Annotated in this window: 27 protein-coding genes and 1 pseudogene; 14 read left to right on the top strand and 14 right to left on the bottom strand. The window is 57.8% G+C overall.

What is annotated here, in order from left to right:
- Positions 1 to 103: 103 nt before the first annotated feature.
- The 6 genes from F3H10_RS05535 to F3H10_RS05560 all read right to left on the bottom strand — a co-directional run bounded on the left by F3H10_RS05535 (position 104) and on the right by F3H10_RS05560 (position 2737).
- Complete coding sequence (locus F3H10_RS05535) at positions 104 to 466, bottom strand: PIN domain-containing protein (protein ID WP_262488557.1); 363 nt, start codon at positions 464 to 466, stop codon at positions 104 to 106.
- Positions 467 to 495: 29 nt separating this feature from the next.
- Entirely contained in the window at positions 496 to 744 is a 249-nt protein-coding gene (locus F3H10_RS05540) for a hypothetical protein (protein WP_149783815.1), read from the bottom strand.
- A 525-nt stretch (positions 745 to 1269) separates the two neighbouring features.
- On the bottom strand, positions 1270 to 1611 hold the full coding sequence (locus F3H10_RS05545) for a hypothetical protein (protein ID WP_149783816.1): 342 nt from the start codon (positions 1609 to 1611) through the stop codon (positions 1270 to 1272).
- Positions 1604 to 2071: a MarR family transcriptional regulator gene (locus F3H10_RS05550; protein ID WP_223174211.1), complete on the bottom strand. Its 468-nt coding sequence runs from the start codon at positions 2069 to 2071 to the stop codon at positions 1604 to 1606. Before F3H10_RS05550 ends, F3H10_RS05545 begins: the two co-directional genes overlap by 8 nt.
- A 22-nt stretch (positions 2072 to 2093) precedes the next feature.
- Positions 2094 to 2495 carry a type II toxin-antitoxin system VapC family toxin gene (locus F3H10_RS05555; RefSeq protein ID WP_149783817.1) on the bottom strand — a complete coding sequence of 134 codons (402 nt, stop codon included), beginning with the start codon at positions 2493 to 2495 and terminating at the stop codon, positions 2094 to 2096.
- Positions 2495 to 2737, bottom strand: a complete 243-nt coding sequence (locus tag F3H10_RS05560) for an AbrB/MazE/SpoVT family DNA-binding domain-containing protein (RefSeq protein WP_223174212.1) — start codon at positions 2735 to 2737, stop codon at positions 2495 to 2497. Before F3H10_RS05560 ends, F3H10_RS05555 begins: the two co-directional genes overlap by 1 nt.
- A gap of 287 nt (positions 2738 to 3024) precedes the next feature.
- On the opposite strand from F3H10_RS05560, the gene F3H10_RS05565 reads away from it, so the two are divergent.
- Positions 3025 to 3306: a DUF433 domain-containing protein gene (locus tag F3H10_RS05565; protein ID WP_149783819.1), complete on the top strand. Its 282-nt coding sequence runs from the start codon at positions 3025 to 3027 to the stop codon at positions 3304 to 3306.
- A gap of 158 nt (positions 3307 to 3464) precedes the next feature.
- On the opposite strand, the gene F3H10_RS05570 is transcribed toward F3H10_RS05565, so the two are convergent.
- Entirely contained in the window at positions 3465 to 3764 is a 300-nt protein-coding gene (locus tag F3H10_RS05570; RefSeq protein ID WP_223174213.1) for a winged helix-turn-helix domain-containing protein, read from the bottom strand.
- A gap of 426 nt (positions 3765 to 4190) precedes the next feature.
- On the opposite strand from F3H10_RS05570, the gene F3H10_RS05575 reads away from it, so the two are divergent.
- The 5 genes from F3H10_RS05575 to F3H10_RS05595 are packed head-to-tail and all read left to right on the top strand — an operon-like array spanning position 4191 to position 8709.
- Entirely contained in the window at positions 4191 to 4508 is a 318-nt protein-coding gene (locus F3H10_RS05575; RefSeq protein WP_149783821.1) for a PadR family transcriptional regulator, read from the top strand.
- Positions 4505 to 4984, top strand: coding sequence for a hypothetical protein (locus tag F3H10_RS05580; RefSeq protein WP_149783822.1), 480 nt, complete (start codon positions 4505 to 4507; stop codon positions 4982 to 4984). Before F3H10_RS05575 ends, F3H10_RS05580 begins: the two co-directional genes overlap by 4 nt.
- 44 nt (positions 4985 to 5028) lie before the next feature.
- Entirely contained in the window at positions 5029 to 7830 is a 2802-nt protein-coding gene (locus F3H10_RS05585; RefSeq protein ID WP_149783823.1) for a plasmid replication protein RepH, read from the top strand.
- Entirely contained in the window at positions 7827 to 8066 is a 240-nt protein-coding gene (locus F3H10_RS05590; RefSeq protein ID WP_149783824.1) for a hypothetical protein, read from the top strand. The genes F3H10_RS05585 and F3H10_RS05590 overlap by 4 nt, the downstream gene beginning before the upstream one ends.
- The gene (locus F3H10_RS05595; RefSeq protein ID WP_149783825.1) at positions 8059 to 8709 is read left to right on the top strand and encodes a hypothetical protein; all 651 of its coding nucleotides are present in this window, start codon (positions 8059 to 8061) and stop codon (positions 8707 to 8709) included. The genes F3H10_RS05590 and F3H10_RS05595 overlap by 8 nt, the downstream gene beginning before the upstream one ends.
- A 52-nt stretch (positions 8710 to 8761) precedes the next feature.
- Here the strand turns inward: F3H10_RS05595 and F3H10_RS05600 are convergent, their stop codons facing one another.
- The gene (locus tag F3H10_RS05600; RefSeq protein WP_149783826.1) at positions 8762 to 9256 is read right to left on the bottom strand and encodes a hypothetical protein; all 495 of its coding nucleotides are present in this window, start codon (positions 9254 to 9256) and stop codon (positions 8762 to 8764) included.
- Between the two features lie 2 nt (positions 9257 to 9258).
- The gene (locus F3H10_RS05605) at positions 9259 to 9939 is read right to left on the bottom strand and encodes a nucleotidyltransferase domain-containing protein (RefSeq protein ID WP_149783827.1); all 681 of its coding nucleotides are present in this window, start codon (positions 9937 to 9939) and stop codon (positions 9259 to 9261) included.
- 225 nt (positions 9940 to 10164) lie between these two features.
- Here F3H10_RS05605 and F3H10_RS15980 point away from each other — a divergent pair, with 225 nt between their 5' ends.
- Positions 10165 to 10332 (top strand): hypothetical protein, encoded by a 168-nt coding sequence (locus tag F3H10_RS15980; RefSeq protein ID WP_188127872.1) that lies wholly within the window; start codon positions 10165 to 10167, stop codon positions 10330 to 10332.
- Between the two features lie 84 nt (positions 10333 to 10416).
- Here the strand turns inward: F3H10_RS15980 and F3H10_RS05615 are convergent, their stop codons facing one another.
- Together F3H10_RS05615 and F3H10_RS05620 are read right to left on the bottom strand one after the other, a co-directional pair.
- The gene (locus tag F3H10_RS05615) at positions 10417 to 10824 is read right to left on the bottom strand and encodes a hypothetical protein (protein WP_149783828.1); all 408 of its coding nucleotides are present in this window, start codon (positions 10822 to 10824) and stop codon (positions 10417 to 10419) included.
- A 1-nt stretch (position 10825) separates the two neighbouring features.
- Positions 10826 to 11086: an AbrB/MazE/SpoVT family DNA-binding domain-containing protein gene (locus F3H10_RS05620; RefSeq protein WP_149783829.1), complete on the bottom strand. Its 261-nt coding sequence runs from the start codon at positions 11084 to 11086 to the stop codon at positions 10826 to 10828.
- A gap of 265 nt (positions 11087 to 11351) precedes the next feature.
- On the opposite strand from F3H10_RS05620, the gene tnpA reads away from it, so the two are divergent.
- From tnpA to F3H10_RS05655, 6 genes are all read left to right on the top strand, one after another.
- A complete protein-coding gene (tnpA, locus tag F3H10_RS05625) occupies positions 11352 to 11741 on the top strand; it encodes an IS200/IS605 family transposase (protein ID WP_149783830.1) in 390 nt (129 codons plus the stop codon).
- A gap of 2 nt (positions 11742 to 11743) precedes the next feature.
- Positions 11744 to 12916 carry an RNA-guided endonuclease InsQ/TnpB family protein gene (locus F3H10_RS05630; RefSeq protein ID WP_149783831.1) on the top strand — a complete coding sequence of 391 codons (1173 nt, stop codon included), beginning with the start codon at positions 11744 to 11746 and terminating at the stop codon, positions 12914 to 12916.
- Between the two features lie 122 nt (positions 12917 to 13038).
- Positions 13039 to 13410 (top strand): MarR family transcriptional regulator, encoded by a 372-nt coding sequence (locus F3H10_RS05635; protein ID WP_149783832.1) that lies wholly within the window; start codon positions 13039 to 13041, stop codon positions 13408 to 13410.
- Complete coding sequence (locus F3H10_RS05640; protein WP_149783833.1) at positions 13407 to 13757, top strand: type II toxin-antitoxin system PemK/MazF family toxin; 351 nt, start codon at positions 13407 to 13409, stop codon at positions 13755 to 13757. The genes F3H10_RS05635 and F3H10_RS05640 overlap by 4 nt, the downstream gene beginning before the upstream one ends.
- Positions 13758 to 14179: 422 nt before the next feature.
- Positions 14180 to 14452 carry a ribbon-helix-helix domain-containing protein gene (locus F3H10_RS05650; RefSeq protein ID WP_188127873.1) on the top strand — a complete coding sequence of 91 codons (273 nt, stop codon included), beginning with the start codon at positions 14180 to 14182 and terminating at the stop codon, positions 14450 to 14452.
- The gene (locus F3H10_RS05655) at positions 14445 to 14729 is read left to right on the top strand and encodes a type II toxin-antitoxin system RelE family toxin (RefSeq protein WP_149783835.1); all 285 of its coding nucleotides are present in this window, start codon (positions 14445 to 14447) and stop codon (positions 14727 to 14729) included. The genes F3H10_RS05650 and F3H10_RS05655 overlap by 8 nt, the downstream gene beginning before the upstream one ends.
- Before the next feature lie 128 nt (positions 14730 to 14857).
- Here the strand turns inward: F3H10_RS05655 and F3H10_RS05660 are convergent, their stop codons facing one another.
- The 3 genes and pseudogenes from F3H10_RS05660 to F3H10_RS15985 all read right to left on the bottom strand — a co-directional run bounded on the left by F3H10_RS05660 (position 14858) and on the right by F3H10_RS15985 (position 17269).
- Positions 14858 to 16030, bottom strand: coding sequence for a Fic family protein (locus F3H10_RS05660; protein ID WP_149783836.1), 1173 nt, complete (start codon positions 16028 to 16030; stop codon positions 14858 to 14860).
- A 252-nt stretch (positions 16031 to 16282) separates the two neighbouring features.
- Positions 16283 to 16465, bottom strand: a pseudogene (locus F3H10_RS16260) (RNA-guided endonuclease TnpB family protein); the annotation flags it as partial.
- Positions 16466 to 16570: 105 nt separating this feature from the next.
- Positions 16571 to 17269, bottom strand: a complete 699-nt coding sequence (locus F3H10_RS15985) for a hypothetical protein (protein ID WP_188127877.1) — start codon at positions 17267 to 17269, stop codon at positions 16571 to 16573.
- On the opposite strand from F3H10_RS15985, the gene F3H10_RS16550 reads away from it, so the two are divergent.
- Positions 17212 to 17604 carry a nucleotidyltransferase domain-containing protein gene (locus tag F3H10_RS16550; RefSeq protein WP_149783862.1) on the top strand — a complete coding sequence of 131 codons (393 nt, stop codon included), beginning with the start codon at positions 17212 to 17214 and terminating at the stop codon, positions 17602 to 17604. The genes F3H10_RS15985 and F3H10_RS16550 overlap by 58 nt on opposite strands.
- Positions 17605 to 17856 lie beyond the last annotated feature (252 nt).

Consider the following 17856-nt stretch of genomic DNA (forward strand, 5'->3'; position numbering starts at 1 on the left):
GAAAGCGGGCCGTTTCGAGCTACTCCGTGGTCTCGGTCATGCGTCCATCCCGTGAATCGCGTTCGAAAGCGAGCGTGTGTTCGTCTTGTGACCGCCTGAGGATTCAGTAGGTCTCGACCGACACACCTAACGCTTCGAAGTCAGCCACGTTATCCGTCAGGACTGCGTCATCGAGGACGGCCGCCATCGCGGCGATGTACCCGTCGTTCGCTCCGACGCCGGTGTCCCCGCCGACACGATCGTCCGCCTTCGCGAGGAGTTCTCCGGCCGTCCGCGCGATCTCTTCGTCGACGTCGATGCGCGGATATCCAAGGAGGCGGTTTCGGACCTCCTGGGTGGTTGTATCGCTACGTACCGTGGCGACACCGTAGTACGCCTCGGCGACCACCGGCGTCGGGAGCCACTGCATCTCGCCGTTCTCGACGAGTTCAGCGCCCTTGGAGAACGCGTCCGGGTCCGCCGCCATCAGATCGAAGAGGTACGAGGAGTCGATGATCATTCGCTCGTCGTCCCGCTGTCGAAGGTGCTGCGGGCGGCATCGAGGCGGTCACGGTCACCCTCGCGGAGACGGTTGACCGCCTCCTTAGCCGCCTCGGCCTCCCGTTCGGTCAGGAGCCCGGCGACGTCGTCGGGATGTGGTCCGCGCGTCATCCGGCGCAACGTCTCCTCCATCGTCTCGTCGTCCTTCTTGTGGGCGTTCAGCCACTCGTGATACTCCTCCGAGACCCGGATGGTTTTGACCATGTCATATATTGGGATATATGGGTCTAAGAGTGTTTTGCCGCGGATAACGAATACCCAGCCGTTCCATACGATTGACATCCTCCCCTCACTCAAGCGCGAGGCTTTCTCCTTGACTTTCCTAACAGTAGTCACCGATGAGCTTTCAGACGAATACTGCTGAGTTACTCCGCGTCCTCGTCGTCGTCGTCGTCCGCGAGAGCGTCGTATAACTCGGCGTGTTCCTCGACGTCTTTCGCCATGTCTCGCTCGCTCTCCCAGTTCATCATACTCGAGGATAGGGTACGTACTCGTGAGAAGTGTTGCTGATGGACGGTCAATGCTCACATTCGACGAGGAGATCCCTAAGGTGGCGCGATCGGAGATGTGTCTCTGCCGTACACACGGAGATCGACTTCGCGGAGGGCGTCGAACGCGTCCGTGCGCCGTATCGTGAGGCCGACGCTCCCGGGACGAACGAGGCGGGACGCGACAACGTAGAAAGCGAAACAGTTTCGAACTGCTCCGTGGCCTTCGGTCTACTGCCGGTTACGGAATGAGAGAGATCAGTGACTTTTTCAGCAGTCTTCGCCCCGATTCCGTGAGTTCGCCTTTCGTATTTCCATTCATGATCGTCCCGGGGGCGATCGTGTATAGTGCCCACGCCATCAGGTACGACGTGTCGGTGAAGGAGATGCCGTCGAGATGCTCGTCTGTGAGCTCCGGTGTGGTTTGCTGGTACGCTCCGGCGCTCGTTCCGACACACATCACGGTACAATCGGTGGCACTGAACGGGTGTGTCTCGTGAGCGAGCACGACGACCGGTCTCTGGGGGTGGGCACCCGTCGGATCCCGTGCCCAGCAAACGTCTCCTGCTGAGAGCTTACTCATCCAATCCGTCCATCTCGTTCTCTAGCGCGTCCAGCTCCGCATCGAGTTCCTCATCAGTCCGACCGTCACCGATCCGTTTCTCGGGGGTCTCGGGAGTGGTCTCCTCGTCGCGGTGGTGACCGAACAGCCGATGTGTTTGGTCGAGACTGGAGACGTACCGCCGGATATCTTCACGGTCACCGAGGGCGTGGTAGTAGCCGTCATCGGTCTTCCCCAGATAGTCGTCGTCGTAGAGACGTTTGAGCGTGGTCGTGGCGGTTCCCCGAGGGATGTCGAGGGCCTCCGTGACGTCTTTGGGAGAGTATCCCCACTCGGGGTGTTGATAGAGGTATTTCACGATATCCGACTTCGTGGTCCCCGGTCGAAGGGCGAGTTCGGGGTCGTGGTCCTTGAGGAGTATTGGCATTGTGTATTCGTATGTAGTTGATTGTATTAGAAAACCGTTTCGGTCAGAGTACACACATCAAGGATCGCTGAGCCGCTCACACACCGTCTTCACGAAATCGCTTCACGGTCACGTCGACGTCGTCGAAATCGTCGTCAGCACCCGTGTAGGCTGTCGCCCCCTCCATCGCTGCTGTGGCTAGCGTGAAGGCGTCTCCGAGTGCGACGTTGTAGTCGCGTTTGTGATCGGCGGCCGATTCCCAGACGTCTTCGGCGGTAACGACATCGCACCAGTTTCGAATCCGAGTTACGTATGCCTGCGCCGTCTGCGGGTCGTCTCGTCCGCATACGTATCGCACTTCGGTACACGTCACCGTATTCACTGACCCCTTCAGCCGGCCGTCTTCTACGCGGTCGATGACTGCTTCGACGGCATCACTCCCGGGCTCGTCCCAGTAATAGGCGATCAGCGGTTCCGCATCGAACACGACGTGATCCATCAGTCGTCTCGCTCGAGGCGTTGACTTCGCTCCTCGTCGACCTCCCGCTCCTCACGAAGGATGGCCGTCCCGCGCTCTGCCGTGGTTGCTGCTCCACGGAAGTCTTGGAGGCTGGGGAGTGGTTCGACGACGATCTCTCCCTGCTCGTTTTCGTGGATGCGGACCCTGCTTCCCGGTTCGATTCCGTGCTTCTCCCGGAGTTCTTTGGGGATCGTCGCCTGACCTTTCTGACTCAGGCTCACGATTCGACCTCCGTTAGTTGTACTCATTATAGTACTACTTTTCAATATACTACCTTGAACCTTTCGTCAGTCATGGTTTGAATCTCGCCGCTCTGTCGGTTGCGCACGTCAAATCACGCTCTGTGAGCGCGAACGCCAGTTCCGGGAGGGCGTCGAGCGCGTCCGTGCGCCCTACCGCGAGGCCGACGCGCCCGGGACGAACTAATGGGACGCGACCCGAGGTGTCTCTCGTTCGGAGAACGAGTTCCATGCTCGTATTTTTATTGTCGGCACGCATACGCAGTCACATGGCAGTGACGAAGTACCGGATCGTCTCCGGCGACGAGTCGAAGATCCATGACGAGCCCCATCTCGAGGGGAGTCGAGTGACGGTTCGACAGCTCCATGCGCTCATCGAGGAGGCCGAGCTTCGGCCCCAACAGGTCGCGGATCGTCACGGACTCGACGTCGGTGAGGTGTACGAAGCGCTCGCGTACTACCACCGAAATCCCGAGGAGATGCGGCGCGTCGAGGCGCGCCACGGTCGCGCTGCCGCGGAGGCGGCACGACGTTCGTCGGTGGCCCCATAGTCTACGTTGATGAGTGGATCTGATCCACAGAAGTTCGCTTTCAAGAGCCGAGTCAAACAGAATGATATTAACCAACAACCACCTCCAAATGGATTCACTGTTGGTTAAGTTCGATCTGCCAATTTGGAATATGTCACCTATATCTTGGAAGCTACCATTCAGCGGTCAGAAACAGCGTCTTCAGTCGAATCATCATGGGCGTCCCTACCAGTTTCTTCGTCAATATACCGCCAATCTTCAGTATCTAGATGGCCTTTGAGATATGCCTCTCCATCTTCCGTAATCACATACGTTGCATCACTAATTTCTCGGAGTAAGCCCTCCTCTTTCAGTTTTTTACATCGTCTACCGATGTATGCTCGACTGAATTTGATTGGACCACCTTTCATCATTTCTGTGGGCGACGCAGCTTCGTTCTCATGGAGATATTCTAAAATCCGATCATCAACCAGGGTCATCCAATTTCCCGAGTGCCGCAACATAGTTACCACTTCTATCGCAGTGTGTGTAATCAGTTCGGATAGTATTATTCAGAACATTCTCTTCTGTTAAACACGATCCGAACTTATAAGTTACAAGCGGTATTATTGGAAACAACAGAGCCCAGTGACGAACCCTCGGCTCGTGAGAAAGTGTAGAAACCCCGGCCACGGTGTACTAGCACCCAGCCGGGACGGGTTCTGTGCCGCAACACAGAACCATGCTAATGCTGGCAACTGCGGGGCTTAAGCCCTGCGAGACGACTGACGGATCGAACGGTAACAGCTCCGGCTGTCAACTTTGTCCCAACTCAGCCGACGGCTACGACGCTGCCTTCGACAGCCAACTCTGTAGCACGTGCGCTACGACATGTAGCGTCGACGAGGACACCGTGGAGGGCCACAATGTCTAGCCCCACCGAGAGCAACGCCATCTCGCTTGCCGATCTCTCAGCCACCCACCGCGACCTGCTCTGGGTACTCTCTCAGACTGGCCCCAGCGAGACCGGCCCACTCCACCACGTACTCACCAACTACTACACCGACGGAATCGACCAAACCCGAGTCTCTGACACCATCGAGGAACTCATCGAACGCAACCTCGTCACCAAACACACCCACGACACGACCGAATACCGACTGACCGAGTCGGCCCGCCGCGCACTCTCCGCGCGGCAAGCGTGGCAAGCCGGTACTCGCACCGCTGAGGGAGGCCACAAATGACGCGGCCCACCAGCGATCCACAAACCGCAGATCTCCATCAACTTACACGCATCTCTCTCGACACCCACCATCCAGCCTGCCAAGTCTGCGGACAACCGCTCAACGAAGGCGACGATATCACGGCCTACGCCTACCGCGCGGCCGGCGAACCCGCGTACGCAATCGGCTACATCATGTGCGGAGCAGATATTCACGAACACCCGACCGTCTTCACCCGCGGTGTTCGCGAGTACGTCCTCACAGGCCACATCGGGACGTGTTCAAACACCCGAACGCAATCCACAACGTTCGTTCTCCTCGATCCAACTGCGGTCGTCACGAGTCTCACGACGACCGCCGAACCACACGTCCACCCGGACGCCTCAACACCACGAGATCCAACCCAGCCAACACAGCAGGGGCCAACGCCGCTTCTCACCGCCATACAGGAACACGTCCGTTCCGATGGTGGCTCCCCACGCGAGGAGTCGGAGTGATGCTGGCGCATGTGACCCACTCCGTCACTCTACGGTGATCGTCTATGCGAACACGCCAGCCTGCGGCCCGCAAGCGAGGGGTCCGGCTCGTCAGCCACAACACGGACATTTCCACCAGAGGAATCATCTGTCCAGCGGTCTCTCCCCGGTTGACCGAGTGGATACCAGACCTCCTCGCCGAACTCCGGCCACACACCGAACGGACCATCAGCGATCAGGCCACCACCGATCCGTGGCACACGAGCTCTCAGATCCTCGCAGAAACCCTGCCTGCGTGGCAAACCACGGAGGAACCATGGACCGACGACGTCGCTGAAGCCGTCGCATACACTCGCGCGATCACGGCCCTTGCGCTCACCTACAGAGACAGAGACAGCAGTACACTCAGTCCGTACCACCAACAGCGACACGCAGATCTAACCGACACGGTCACCACCATCGGTACGGGGCGCGGTCCAGTCAACGCCGACCTCGGCGCGCTCGCGAAAGGGCCGGTCGCACTCCATCGCGAACTCGATTCCAAACCCACCGTCCTCACACTCCTGTTGGATGGCGACGCGTGGACCAACCTCACAGACCGCCGCACGGGCGTCCGCGCACTCGCGGCGATCGCCGTGCTCGCCGACGGATTCGACGTCAGACTCGTCGCCTCCCCGACAGTCCAACGACACCTCTCGAAGCGCTATCCCAACTGGACCGAGTGTCACCTCAATCTTACTGCCAGCCGGGATCGGTCCCCCCACACCGACCACGCCACCCAGACTGTCGAGACCGCGTGGGAGGCCGTCCGTGATCTCGACACCGAACCTGGGAAACGCCGCGTCCTCGGGAATCTCAAGACAGAGTACGCCCGGACCTACCGTGATCTTACCAACGATCACACGATCGATGTCGCCGACGGTACCATTAGCAGATATGTCCTCGATCTCGAAACACGCGGACTGGCCACGATCGACCGTCGTGGCCAGCACAACACCGTCCAACTCACCGACCTGGGACAGCTGACCGTCCAGCAGTGTCTCGACGACAACAACGAGCTCGTCCACCCGGATCAGCGCCGGCTCGATGGGCGTCTTACTGGGACCCCTCAGGAATCTACAAGTACAGTGTCGCCCCGCGGGACGGGAGGAGAGACACCCACAACCGACGAGTGGGTGGCGGCAACCGGCGATCCAGAGGGAGATGCGGAGTACGTCCAGTGGCTCAATACCCCTGCGAACTCCCCATCCCACCTCCACGAGCGATTCAGCATCGTCGCCCATGACGACGCCATCACGCTCGTCGACGACCAACCACACCCGTTCGAAGACGGCCGCGTCGCGTACCTCAGCCACACCAACGATGAAACCCTCGTCGTGCTCCAGTGGGGTGGCCCCCTCGCCACCCTGGGACGTCTCGCGGGAGCCTTACTCAGTGACAAAGCCCTCTCGAAAATTCTCACCCCCTCACGGCTCGGCTGCGAGTTCGACACACTCCACGAGGAGCCCGATCACGATGCCGCCCGTATCCTGCGTCGTGGCCACCAGGTGGGCTGGTACAGCAACTCAGAAACCACCTACGGCGCGTGGCGAGAGCGAATAACAACAGTTCGAGATCGGCTCCTCGCACAAGTCGCCAAACTCTCAGGCAGCGACGACACAGCCGCCCGAAGCAATCTATTCGAAGATCTCCACGGACTGATCGCCTCGGCGAGCCAGCTGTATCACGCAGCCGGTATCGATCTCACGACCACCATCAGGCTTCCAGATACAGACGCACTCGCACGCAACACCACCCAACTCCACGACCTCTGTGAGTTCCTCGCCAAGACGGCCCCCAAACAGTCCGTCTACGGGATTCACTCAGGCTACCGCATGCTGTTCGAAGAGCGGCCCGCAAAGCTGTGCCGGCGACTCCCCTACGACATCGACCCCAACACACGGATGAGTCTCACCATGTCGTGGGTGCTTGACGGTCCGACCGTCACCGCGCTCTCCGATCAGATCACCACGGCCCTCTCGACAGAACTCGCCGAAGTGCGAAAACCGATCGCTGAGGGAACCGAACAAGCACCACCTCTCGAGATTCCCGTCATCGACGGAACGACCTACCCCGCCATCCGGCGGGTGATCGACGAGATCGCGATGACCCACGATGTCCAGTGGACACCACACGAGCGACAGCGGCTCGTGCGACTGTGTCTGCGCTCGTTCGGCCCGTCGGACACCTCATGGAGTAGTTGTCCGTACGACATCGTGGAGAGCCTCCTCTACGCGCTGAACGAGTCACAAACCCCGACGCCTGCCGAGGTTGAACGCGCAGCGGCCACCCTCCCGCCCGAGCGCTTTCGGCCCGACCTCACGCCGACAGCCACCAAACTGTACGCCACGCTTCTCAGAGTGGATCAGCCACTTGGCCGCTCCGAGCTGATCGAGAGCGCTGGCATCTCCGCGAGCAGCTATGACCGCCGCATTAGCGATGTTCGCGAGCTCAAACGAGTACAACCCGTCCAGGTGGATGGCCACCGCCGATGGACAACGGATCACGAACGCGCAGCCACGCCGCCGGCAGGCATGACAAAGACACCAACGCCGCTGTTGGCGCATCGACAGCCGAATCCATCCCACCGCATCGTGAGCAGTCATCCCGACGCGTGGACGCGACAACGCACCGCCCACGCCTATACGGACCTGTTCACACCGACTCAGACCATGCCTAAAGACACCACGCTTCCAGTGAAGACGCATCGACGATCCGACCACCACGACGCACAGCCCAACGAACCCACACCACCAGATCCACACCAGACGCCAGAACCACCGACGACACCGACGTTCCACCCGAACCGAAGGGGTGAGACGCAATGACATCTCCCACGATCGACCTCGAAACAAACGTCACACGCGATCGCCCCGTCACACAACAGGAGGGCTCCATCCAGGTGAGCCAAGACGAACTCGATGATTCCGTCATCACGCTCAGCTTCGGCGGGCCCTGGGGGACGACGTATGCGGATCTCACACCTGAAGAGGCACAATCGATCGCGACCGCCCTCGAAGACACAGCCCAAATAGCCCAACAGGAGGGCGCCACAGATGAGTGACCTCCCTGAGGACCTCCAGCAGATTCCCGGCGTAGGCGACACCGACGAGGAACCTCCCGTCGATCACGACCCCACGAACGGACGGTGGCTCGAAACAAAGTTCGCAGACGCACTCGAAGCGTGGGGATACCTCACCGCCCGCAATGAGTACATCTTCGGGCTCGAGACCGACGTCGTCGGACGACGAAATCCCCTGCGTGGCGACCCGGACGACTTCATCGTCGCCGAGTGTAAAGACTGGCATACTGCCCTTGTCGGACGCAGCGCGGTAGCATCCATCTCCCACCGGGCCGCACTCGCTCGCGCAATGCCCGTGCTCGTCGTGGCATGGGGTGTGACCACTCCAGCGTGGTATCTCGCTCAACTGCTCGATGTCCGAATCGTCACCATCGACGACCTCACCAAGGAGTCGCTCCCTCCACTGACCGAACATCGACCACCACGGGGAACGTTCCGCACCCGACGCGAGCCGTGCGTGAGCGAACTCCGGGATGCCGTTCCGCCGCTGTTGGACCGACGGAGTGATCTCGACATCGAGGCGCCGGTATTCTTCGCTAGTGGGAAGGGTCCGTGTTACGTGCCGGATCGGACGGGCAACGACGAGTACGTCGACACCTACGACAGCGAGTACGACTTCGGGTAACAATAGGCGCTAGAGGCTACAACTACCTCTCGAATTCCTTGTCTTTCATTTTTCACGTACAGAGACACTCATGGGATTGTCCAACGAGGTTGAGAATCTGAGTGTGGATATCCCCCGCAAGCGCAAGCATCGCATTCGCCCGTTCTTTTGTCGCCATCCCGTCCTGATAGTACGTATGAGCGCGATTTTCGTTCCAAAGATCTTCGAGTTCTGTCGCAACCTCTTCGGTGATGAAGCCGACATCTGCGCTTCGATTGATTGCGGTCGTGTGCGACTGTGGTGGCCGGGACGGATCGTGGTGGCCCTCTGTGATCAACCAGAACAATAGTGTGCGTTCGATCGAGGTGAACGCAGCTTCGATTGTGAGCGTATAGTATCCGTCTTCACACAATTGTTCTGCCCCAGAAAGTAGTCGACACGCTTTCCGGAGTTGGATGAGATCGGCACTGGAAACATCCAATCCCTCTTCAGAGATTTGCCCACCACGCCGGAAGGCGTCCTGTGCGTCCGACAACAGCGGTTCGATGTCGTCGTGATCGATCGGCATCTCTACGCACCCCCGGGAGACTGGATATAGATTTCTTGCCGTAGCTCCTGAAGTTGGGGAGACGTGGTGAGCACTAGCCCTTCATCAAAAAGATCTGTGAGTTCAGTGCCGTGTGAAACAGCAGTTTCTGGCGTCTCAACGAGAACCTCGAACTCGTACCGATGACTGTCGAACGATTTGTCTTCGATTTCACGTGCGAGAGAGGTACAGATTCGCCGTCCGTAGGTGAGATCTCCATCAACGATGACAAGAAGGTCAATATCACTTCGACGGTCTGCTGTTCCGCGAGCGACACTGCCGAAGAGAATGGTCCCAACGAGTTCGTCGATCTCTTCGCTTTCTTGAACACGGGTCTCAAGCTCGTCGAGATAGGCGCTGACTGGTTTACGGAACTTCGACTGTGGTATTAGAAAAACCGGATCTGGTCGCTGAAGATGATCGGTATCGATCGAAATTCGAGCAGGTCTGTGGTCACTCACAGCAATCACACCGAGTTTCTTAAGCAGTGTAAGTGAGCGCGAAACAGACGAGATATCTGCGCCCGTGATTGACGCGAGTTCCTGCTGTGTGAACTCCTCGAATGGGTTGTTCACGAGATGGTGGAGAATATCTTGCATAGCCTGATAGCGGAAGACCCGCTCCTCTGGGAATGGAAAATCGAGGAGCACGCTCGTACTTTTCATAATACGCAATTAATTGTATGATATGAAAACTCTTTGGGTAGCCGACTTGGAAGGCTACCCTGAGATAACTATTGCCCATATTTCGTGACCACTTCTGCGTGGTCTCTCGCCCAACGACTCGACGTGCGGATCGTCACCATCGACGACCTCACCAAGGAATCGCTCCCACCACTGACCGAACACCGACCGCCACGGGGAACGTTCCGCACCCGACGAGAGCCTCGTGTGAGCGAACTCCGGGATGCCGTTCCGCCGCTGTTGGACCGACGGAGTGATCTCGACATCGAGGCGCCGGTATTCTTCGCTAGTGGGAAGGGCCCGTGTTACGTGCCAGACAGAAAAGGCAACGACGAGTACGTCAACGCTCACAGTACTGACTACAACCTCGGATAGAACGCGTTCGGTCACAGAAGAACAAGGAGGGGAAGCCCATGGCTTCAACTCTAGGAAGAGTCAGATAACCACAGAAGAGAACCGTCAGTCCCAGATCGTGTTGTAACCGGCGTCGCCGATAACACCGTCAGTCGTGAGGATCGCATTAGTCTCCTGTGCCCGATGACTAGCGACAATCAGGCCGTCGTGGATGCTGAACTCACCAAGCAGTTGGGCGTATGCTGCCAGCTCCGCATCACCGACGGGCGCAACCGAGATCGGCCCGTTTCCAACCAACGCCTGACGGGCGTCCTCTGGCGTCCCCGTGAGGGAGACGCCCCTGACATCCTTATCGCGGGAAACAGAGTACAGTACTTCAGCGATCGCCGTACTCGGTGTCTCGATGACCGTTTCCCCAGCTTCAGCTTCGGCGAACACCTGGTCAGCCTCTCGCGGGAGCGCGTCAACGAGATAGACTAGTAGCGAGACGGCGTCAGCAGTGTATGCTGCCATCTCAGGCGTCCTCGTAGTTCCGATCGCGGCGATCTCGGACACGCTGGCCCAACTCTTCGGCGATCTCCTCACGCTTCGCATCCGAGGTGTCGTCAGGAACGAGCATCCCGCGTCCGCCGGTACGAGTACGCTTTTTCACCACGATCCCCTCATCGGTGTCCATCCAGACGACCTCGTCACCGGGCTTTAGGTCGTACTTCTCGCGGAGTTCGTGCGGGATCGTCGCCTGGCCCTTCTCTGTGACACGAGTAGCCTTACTCATACGTAGTAATACTTGTCGTAATACCTTAGTCTTGCGCTGGCAATTGCGTTTTGATAATGGCGAGAATGCCTCTCCTTCCACGGTCGAGTAGGGAAGAGATGAATCGCCACACAGTAGTACAAACCATTTACACAAGAACGAGGAGAAAGCCCGCGACTTCAGTCGTGGGATGAATCCGAACACACACGACACAAACCATCCTCGATAGCTGACCGAGGGTTGATAGAATCGTAACATATAATATAGATGACTTCTATCTAATCGTATGCCACGCGGGTACAGTCGAAAGCGAACGTCGGTTCATAATCTCCACTACCACTTCGTGTGGTGCCCGAAGTACCGCAAACCGGTGCTGACCGGGGAGGTTGCCGACCTCCTCGAACAACTAATCGAGGAGAAAGCCGACGAACTCGACCTCGACATTCTCCGACTGGCAGTCCAGCCCGACCACGTACACCTGTTCATCACGGGCAACCCCAAACTCGCCCCAAACAAAATCATCCAACAGGTCAAAGGCTACACCTCGCGGAACCTCCGTGAAGAGTTCGACTTCGGCCTCCCATCGCTGTGGACGCGCTCATACTTCGTCTCCAGCGCGGGCGAAGTGTCGAGTGAAACCATCGAGGAGTACATCGAAGCACAGACTGGACAATAACGATGCATCGAGATGTCACCACCACGGTACGGGTCAAACTCCACTCGCTCACCGAGCGGAAAACCCGACTCGTCGAGCGCGAATACTCCGCGTTCCAAGGTGCCGTTCACGGTGACGACGACGCGAACCTCTACTCCGCCACCAAGCAACAGGCGGGCAAAGTCCGGTCGAACAAGAACCCACGCGAGGACACCGATCAACCCGTCGTCCTTCGCAACGACTGCATCACCATCGAACACGACGAGGATACCGTTCTGTCGTCGTGGTGGTTCAAACTCCCTGTCTACAACCCAGAGAAAGAGCGCGGGGATAGCGTCTGGGTACCCGTTCAGGTGCCCAAGAAGGACACGCACCTACTCCGAGACGAGTACATCGGTGACTCGGAGCTCGTCTATCGAGACGGTGAGTGGTACGTTCACCTCGTCTACAACCGGTCTGTGGCCGTCGCAGACGAATATGATGACGTACTTGCCGTCGATATGGGAGCAAAGTGGATCGCCGTCAGCACGTTCCTCTCCGATCGCGACACGCAGTTCCACGGCGCAGAAGTCCGTTGTGTCCGCGAACACTACAAGCAACTCCGCAAGAGCATCGGGAAAGCAAAAGTTCGCTCGGGGGCGCAGGTCATCGAGCGTCTCGGTGACAAGGAATCGCGGACGGTCGAACACGAGCTACATCAAGTGGCAAACGAACTCGTCGCTCGTGCTCGGGAACGCAACGCCGTTATCGTGTTCGGTGATATGACGGGGTTGCGTTTCGATAACGACAAGGGTCGGTACGTGAACGACAAGACCCACAAGATGCCATACGCGAAGATGGCGAACATCCTCACGTATAAGTCCCATCTTGACGGTCGAGAGTGCCTCCCCGTGGAGGAGCACGATACGTCGGTGACGTGCTGGCGGTGTGGATCAGAGGACACGAATCGTGAGGTGCAAGGACGGTTAGAGTGTGAGAGCTGCGGGTTGGAAGACAACGCTGACAAGAATGGTGCGTCGAACATTGCGAAACGAGCCGTCGGTAAGAACATTCAGAGTCCGCTATCGACGGTGGGGGCTGTTGTGGCTCAGCCCGAAACGCAGGTCGTACTCAAGGGAACCAACGGTGAGATGGAACCTGCGAACTCCCCAGACGATGTGGGCTTAACCCTCGGTGAGGGAAGCCCACGACTTTAGTCGTGGGAGAAGTCACGACACTGACTACGAGTTCGGATAACGGTCTTCTTCGAAGCTTTCAGTATTTTCGTGGCTTTCACGCCGAACGCTTTTTACAGAAGATACCGTATTCCTATCCAACGATGTCGATTGATCGAGATACCTTCGAAAACACGAGCAAAGAAGAGCTTGCGGGCCTTTCGATCCCGGATCAGGTTCTCGGATTTCTCGCTACAAACGAAGATCGAGCATTCAAGGCACGCGAAATCGCCTCCCAGATCGGTGTCGACGAGGGGGCGGTCAGCACCGCACTCTCACGGTTGAAAGATCGTAGTCTGGTCGAACACAAAGCGACGTACTGGGCGGTGACTGATGACACAGAGCGCCTCGAAGGATACAGCGGGTACGAGCGGGCGACCGCCCTGTTCAACGATCAACTAGGTGTGGAGAACAAAGAGACGTGGCGCGAGCATGCACCTGATGAATCTCACCCAAGTGTCGAGGACGAACAGTGACCGACGAAAAGGCACCAATTTTCGAACGTGGCGACATCGTCTTTGGTGATGATCCGTTCAACGGTGAGGAAGACACTCGGCCCTGGCTCATTCTCTCGAACCACGAAGGCCGTCCGTTCCACGGCGACCAGTATATCACGCTATCGTTGACATCGAAATCTTGGATGGATGGACTGATCGAGATTCCAGAGACGAGTTGGGTTCGTGGTGGAACACCAGATGAAAGTCGGATCGTTCCATGGGCCGTCCAATCGATTGGTCACGAAGATATCGATTTCTGGCAGGGCCGTATTGACAGCGACCTTGTTGACCAGGCGGTAGCTGCGCTCGTGGAAAAAGTACAATAGCAAGCGGAAGCTCGCTCTTCACAGTAGTTGCCGAGCCTGACTGAGGCTCTTCACGCTGGGCTGTGTTGGTCACCAGATGGTCCAGACAGCTGAGGCGAAACAGGTCTGCCGTGCTGCGTCGACGGTGCTGTTTTCAGAGCTCGAATTCGGCGTCAAACCGTGTGGGAAGTACACGAGAGAGGATTGCCGAGAAATCCTCTCTCGGATCGCTTTTGATCAGGAGTTCGCAAATACCAGGGTGTCATAGAATGGTTGCTACACCATTATCTCACACCTCGATCGTTCAGTACAGTGGGTTCAGCGTGCAGTCGATGTAGAGGAGACAGGCAGATGGGTATGGAGTGACGGTGGATACCCACGGGTCGCCAAGAGCAGACCCGATTACCCAAAGGCTCTTGTCCGGGCCAACGTAACACGTGAGTATGTCGAATACAGATACGTCATCTGGCGAGCCAGGGAAGACAAACATCAATATTCGGTTGACGGAGACGTTTCTCGAAGACATCGATGCGACGTGGCAAGAAGAGGGATACAACAGCCGTAGCGAGTTTATTCGGGATGCCCTCCGTGATGCGGTTCGTCACCCGGACTTGACGCGCGAAAGCTGGAAAGAAATCGCTGCCGTTGAACACGCACGTCGGACGGGAGAGAGCGAGACGTTCACCCGCGAAGACATCGTTGGCGACGATGAGTGACGACGAGTGGAGTTGGCAGTTCCGCACGCCGGCAAAGCGAACCTATGACGATCTCGACGAGCACGCACAAGACCGCATCACCGACAAACTCGACGAGATTGTGACCGACCAGTGGCGTGACCCCGACGATTACCTCGAACCACTCACTGGTGCACCCTACTCGAAACTCCGAATCGGCCAGTTTCGACTCGGTGCCGAGTGTGACCACGGCGACCATGTCTTGGATATCTACACTATCGAGCACCGCAGTGGCGCGTACAAAGCTGACGACGATTGATACTAACTACGCAGATCTACTCCCAGCGTATTCAGCCAGTTCTATGGTGAAAACAACCCCTTATAGAGCACGTCCGTCGACGCCCATGACCACGACGCCGACGCCAGAATGAGCGGTGCTAGCGGTACTCAGTACGTCTGTGGTGGCTGTTCGAGAATGTCGAAGATCTCGCGAGCGCGGTACTCTTTGTTCCGGCCGTTACCGGTCACCTCTTCGAGGATGCCTTCCTCAACGAGTTGGTTGATTGCGCGGGAGGCAGTCGGTTGTTCGACATCGTAGAGGCGTTGGACCGTTTTGCTCGTGACGTACGGTTGCTCAAAAAGGTTACACGCGAGCTTGTGTTTTGTATACTGGATGCCGCCGTACTCAGCTTCATACTGGCGCCGGAGGGTGGCGAGCGAGAGGGTCCTGTCGACGGATTCGTGGGCTTGCCGAGCGATACCTTCGATGAAAAACGAGAGCCACGCTTCCCAGTTGCCGTCGTATCGGATACCTTCCATTCGCTCAACGTACGTGTCCTTGTTACGGTTGAAGTACTCACTGAGATAGAGGTTCGGGCGTTCGAGATAATCGTGGTCGTAGAGTTGGAGGGTGATGAGGAGCCGACCGAGCCGGCCGTTGCCGTCGCCATAGGGGTGAATCGTCTCGAATTGGTAGTGAAAAAGTGCGATGTCAACGAGCGGGTGGTAGCTGCCGCCGGTTCGATAGTACGTGAAGAGTGTATCCATGAGATCTTCGACGACACGTGGGACGGGTGGGAGAAAGTCACCGAGGTGGTTCGGTTGTGTCTTGTACGCGCCGATAGTGTTGGTGTCGACTCTATTATCCGGAACACCGGTGAGCAACGTCTCGTGGAACTCGTGGAGGAGGCCGACAGTCAGCGCTGATTCGTGGTCGAGCGCTTCGATACCGTCCCTGATGGCGGCTTCGTAGTTGAGGACTTCGCGCGTGTCTTTGGTCTCGTCTCCTGTAGTGCTCTCGAACTCCGCTTGTCCTGCGTCGAAGGTGCGCGTCTCAAGGCTGTAGAGTGCGTCATAGTTGATGTCTGCCCCTTCGATCTCGGCAGATTCCATCGCTTCCTTGCGGAGGAGAGACGTATAGAGAACAGGCGGAAAGTCTAATTCGAGACTGATGCCACTGAGCTTGCCGAGCCAGAACGTTGCGTCGGCGAGTGTCTCGTAGAAATCGTCGCCGAGGGCGAGTTCTCGAGATGGTGGCAGCGGATCGGGCTTGTAGTACGGTTGCCGACCGTATGGAACGAGGTCGCCGGGTGCCTTCGAATTCAATTCACTCCGCTGCATGTATGTTTGACTCAGCGTGCGCCAAGATGATGAATTTAGCGGTTGAAAATGTATATTCCAGTCCTATATACCCATATACATTCATTTGTTATAAGTAAATGAATACTATTAGGTCAGAATAGCCACCCCAATACAATAGTTGAGACTGGCCGTATACAAGGCTACCAACACAGGAAGATGAGACCAGGTTCGGTTGACATCTTCCCCACGCTGAAGCGCGAGGATTCCCGACTGCCGTTGGGATATTGTGGTTTACGGCGTGACCTGTTCTTGAGGCGCGAATACGCCAGTTTCCGTATCAAACAGATACGTCGATAGCTGTGCCAACCAACTGGTACGCCTATCTCCCCTATCTGAGGCAAGACTCGGAGGTACGTTCTGTCGAATGTTCTCCGCACCGTTCACATCAGCATTCGCTACCGTTCCGAACTCGTCACTGCCGCGCCTAGGCTGACTGGTATTCCACGTGGGAAGCCTCACAGTTCACCGCGAGGAGGATACCACGCCTGAGCAACGGAGGGTTGTGGTTTCCTCGACCCCTCACTCGTCGTCTACGTCATCACCATCGATGAACGCTAAGTCCGGCGAGTACACCTCCTCGCTGAAGACGAGCTGTCTGTCCTCGAGCCGCTTGTTGTGGGTGTCCGAGTCGTCGACCTCAAATGAGTCAGAGCAGGCGTTGACTGCCCGCCCGAACCACGTCTCGCTCGGCTCCTTGAGGTCGGTCTGGGCTCGGTACCACTCGAGAAACCGCGATCGAAGCAGCGTCATCGAGATCGAGTCGCCCGGTGATTCGACAGTCACCTGCTCGAGGAACGATTTGACAGCTGCTTCGTAGCGTCGTGCGTGGCTGTTTCGGTACTGAGTTGCCCACGAGGGAGTGAAGTCGTACTCGATGAAGTCATTCCCCGACTGGTAGTGGACCGTCGTATTCAACAAAAAGTGCCAGTGGGTCAGCGGGAAGGGCTTTCGCACTTTCGTCCGGTCGCCGATTGCGGCACGCTTCGTCGGCTGTTCGCGAATGACATCGCCGTTCGATGACTCGAGGACATACGACGACCCGTGTTTGCGGACCCGCGGGAGGTCGTACTCGTAGGTGTCGACACTCGCCGCAGCGGGCTCCGATGCAACGACCGTGCCGTCGACGAGGAGCTCGTGGATATCAGCAGGAGTGCGGCACCATCGCGCCTCATCCACGCCCTCGGGCAAGACGAGCGTTACATCCGGACCGAGGGTCACAGCTCTCGGGGACGCCGACGCGCGCGTCCGATCTCGATATCGCCGTCAAGTTCGGGGCGGACCTCTCCGAGCGAGAGCGATTCGAGAAGCGGTGTTTCCTGTCGGGCGACCTCCAAGGCGAGGATCGCCCGTTCATCGACGTGTCCGATATCGAATCGCTCCCGCTGGACGTCGCACACGACGCGGTGAACGGCGAACTCCTCTGTGGCGATGAAGGGACCTTCGAGCGGTTCAAGACGGATACCGAAGCGAAATTCGACGAGCAGCGTGAGACGCTTCGCCGTCGCCAGCGGGCGGTCATCGATCGGATAGCGGAGGACGGATTGCGTGGTTGACGAACGGGTCGTTGCGGTCAAACTCGAGTAGATCGAACGGTACCACGGCGAACTCAACACGAAACGGGAGATGCTTTCTCGCCGAGAGTTCTCCTCGAGTAGAACCGAGCAACGTGCCGTTGAACGGATGTTCGAAAACGCGATTCAACAGTAAGATCCCCAGCTTTTGTGACGGTCCAGTAGAGCGTGCCGCCGGCCTCGATAACCAAGACGCCGTTGAGTGAGACGGATACATCAGGCGTGTCCCACACG

The sequence above is a fragment of the Halorubrum aquaticum genome, assembly GCF_900113615.1.
GTDB classification, from domain to species: Archaea; Halobacteriota; Halobacteria; order Halobacteriales; family Haloferacaceae; genus Halorubrum; species Halorubrum aquaticum.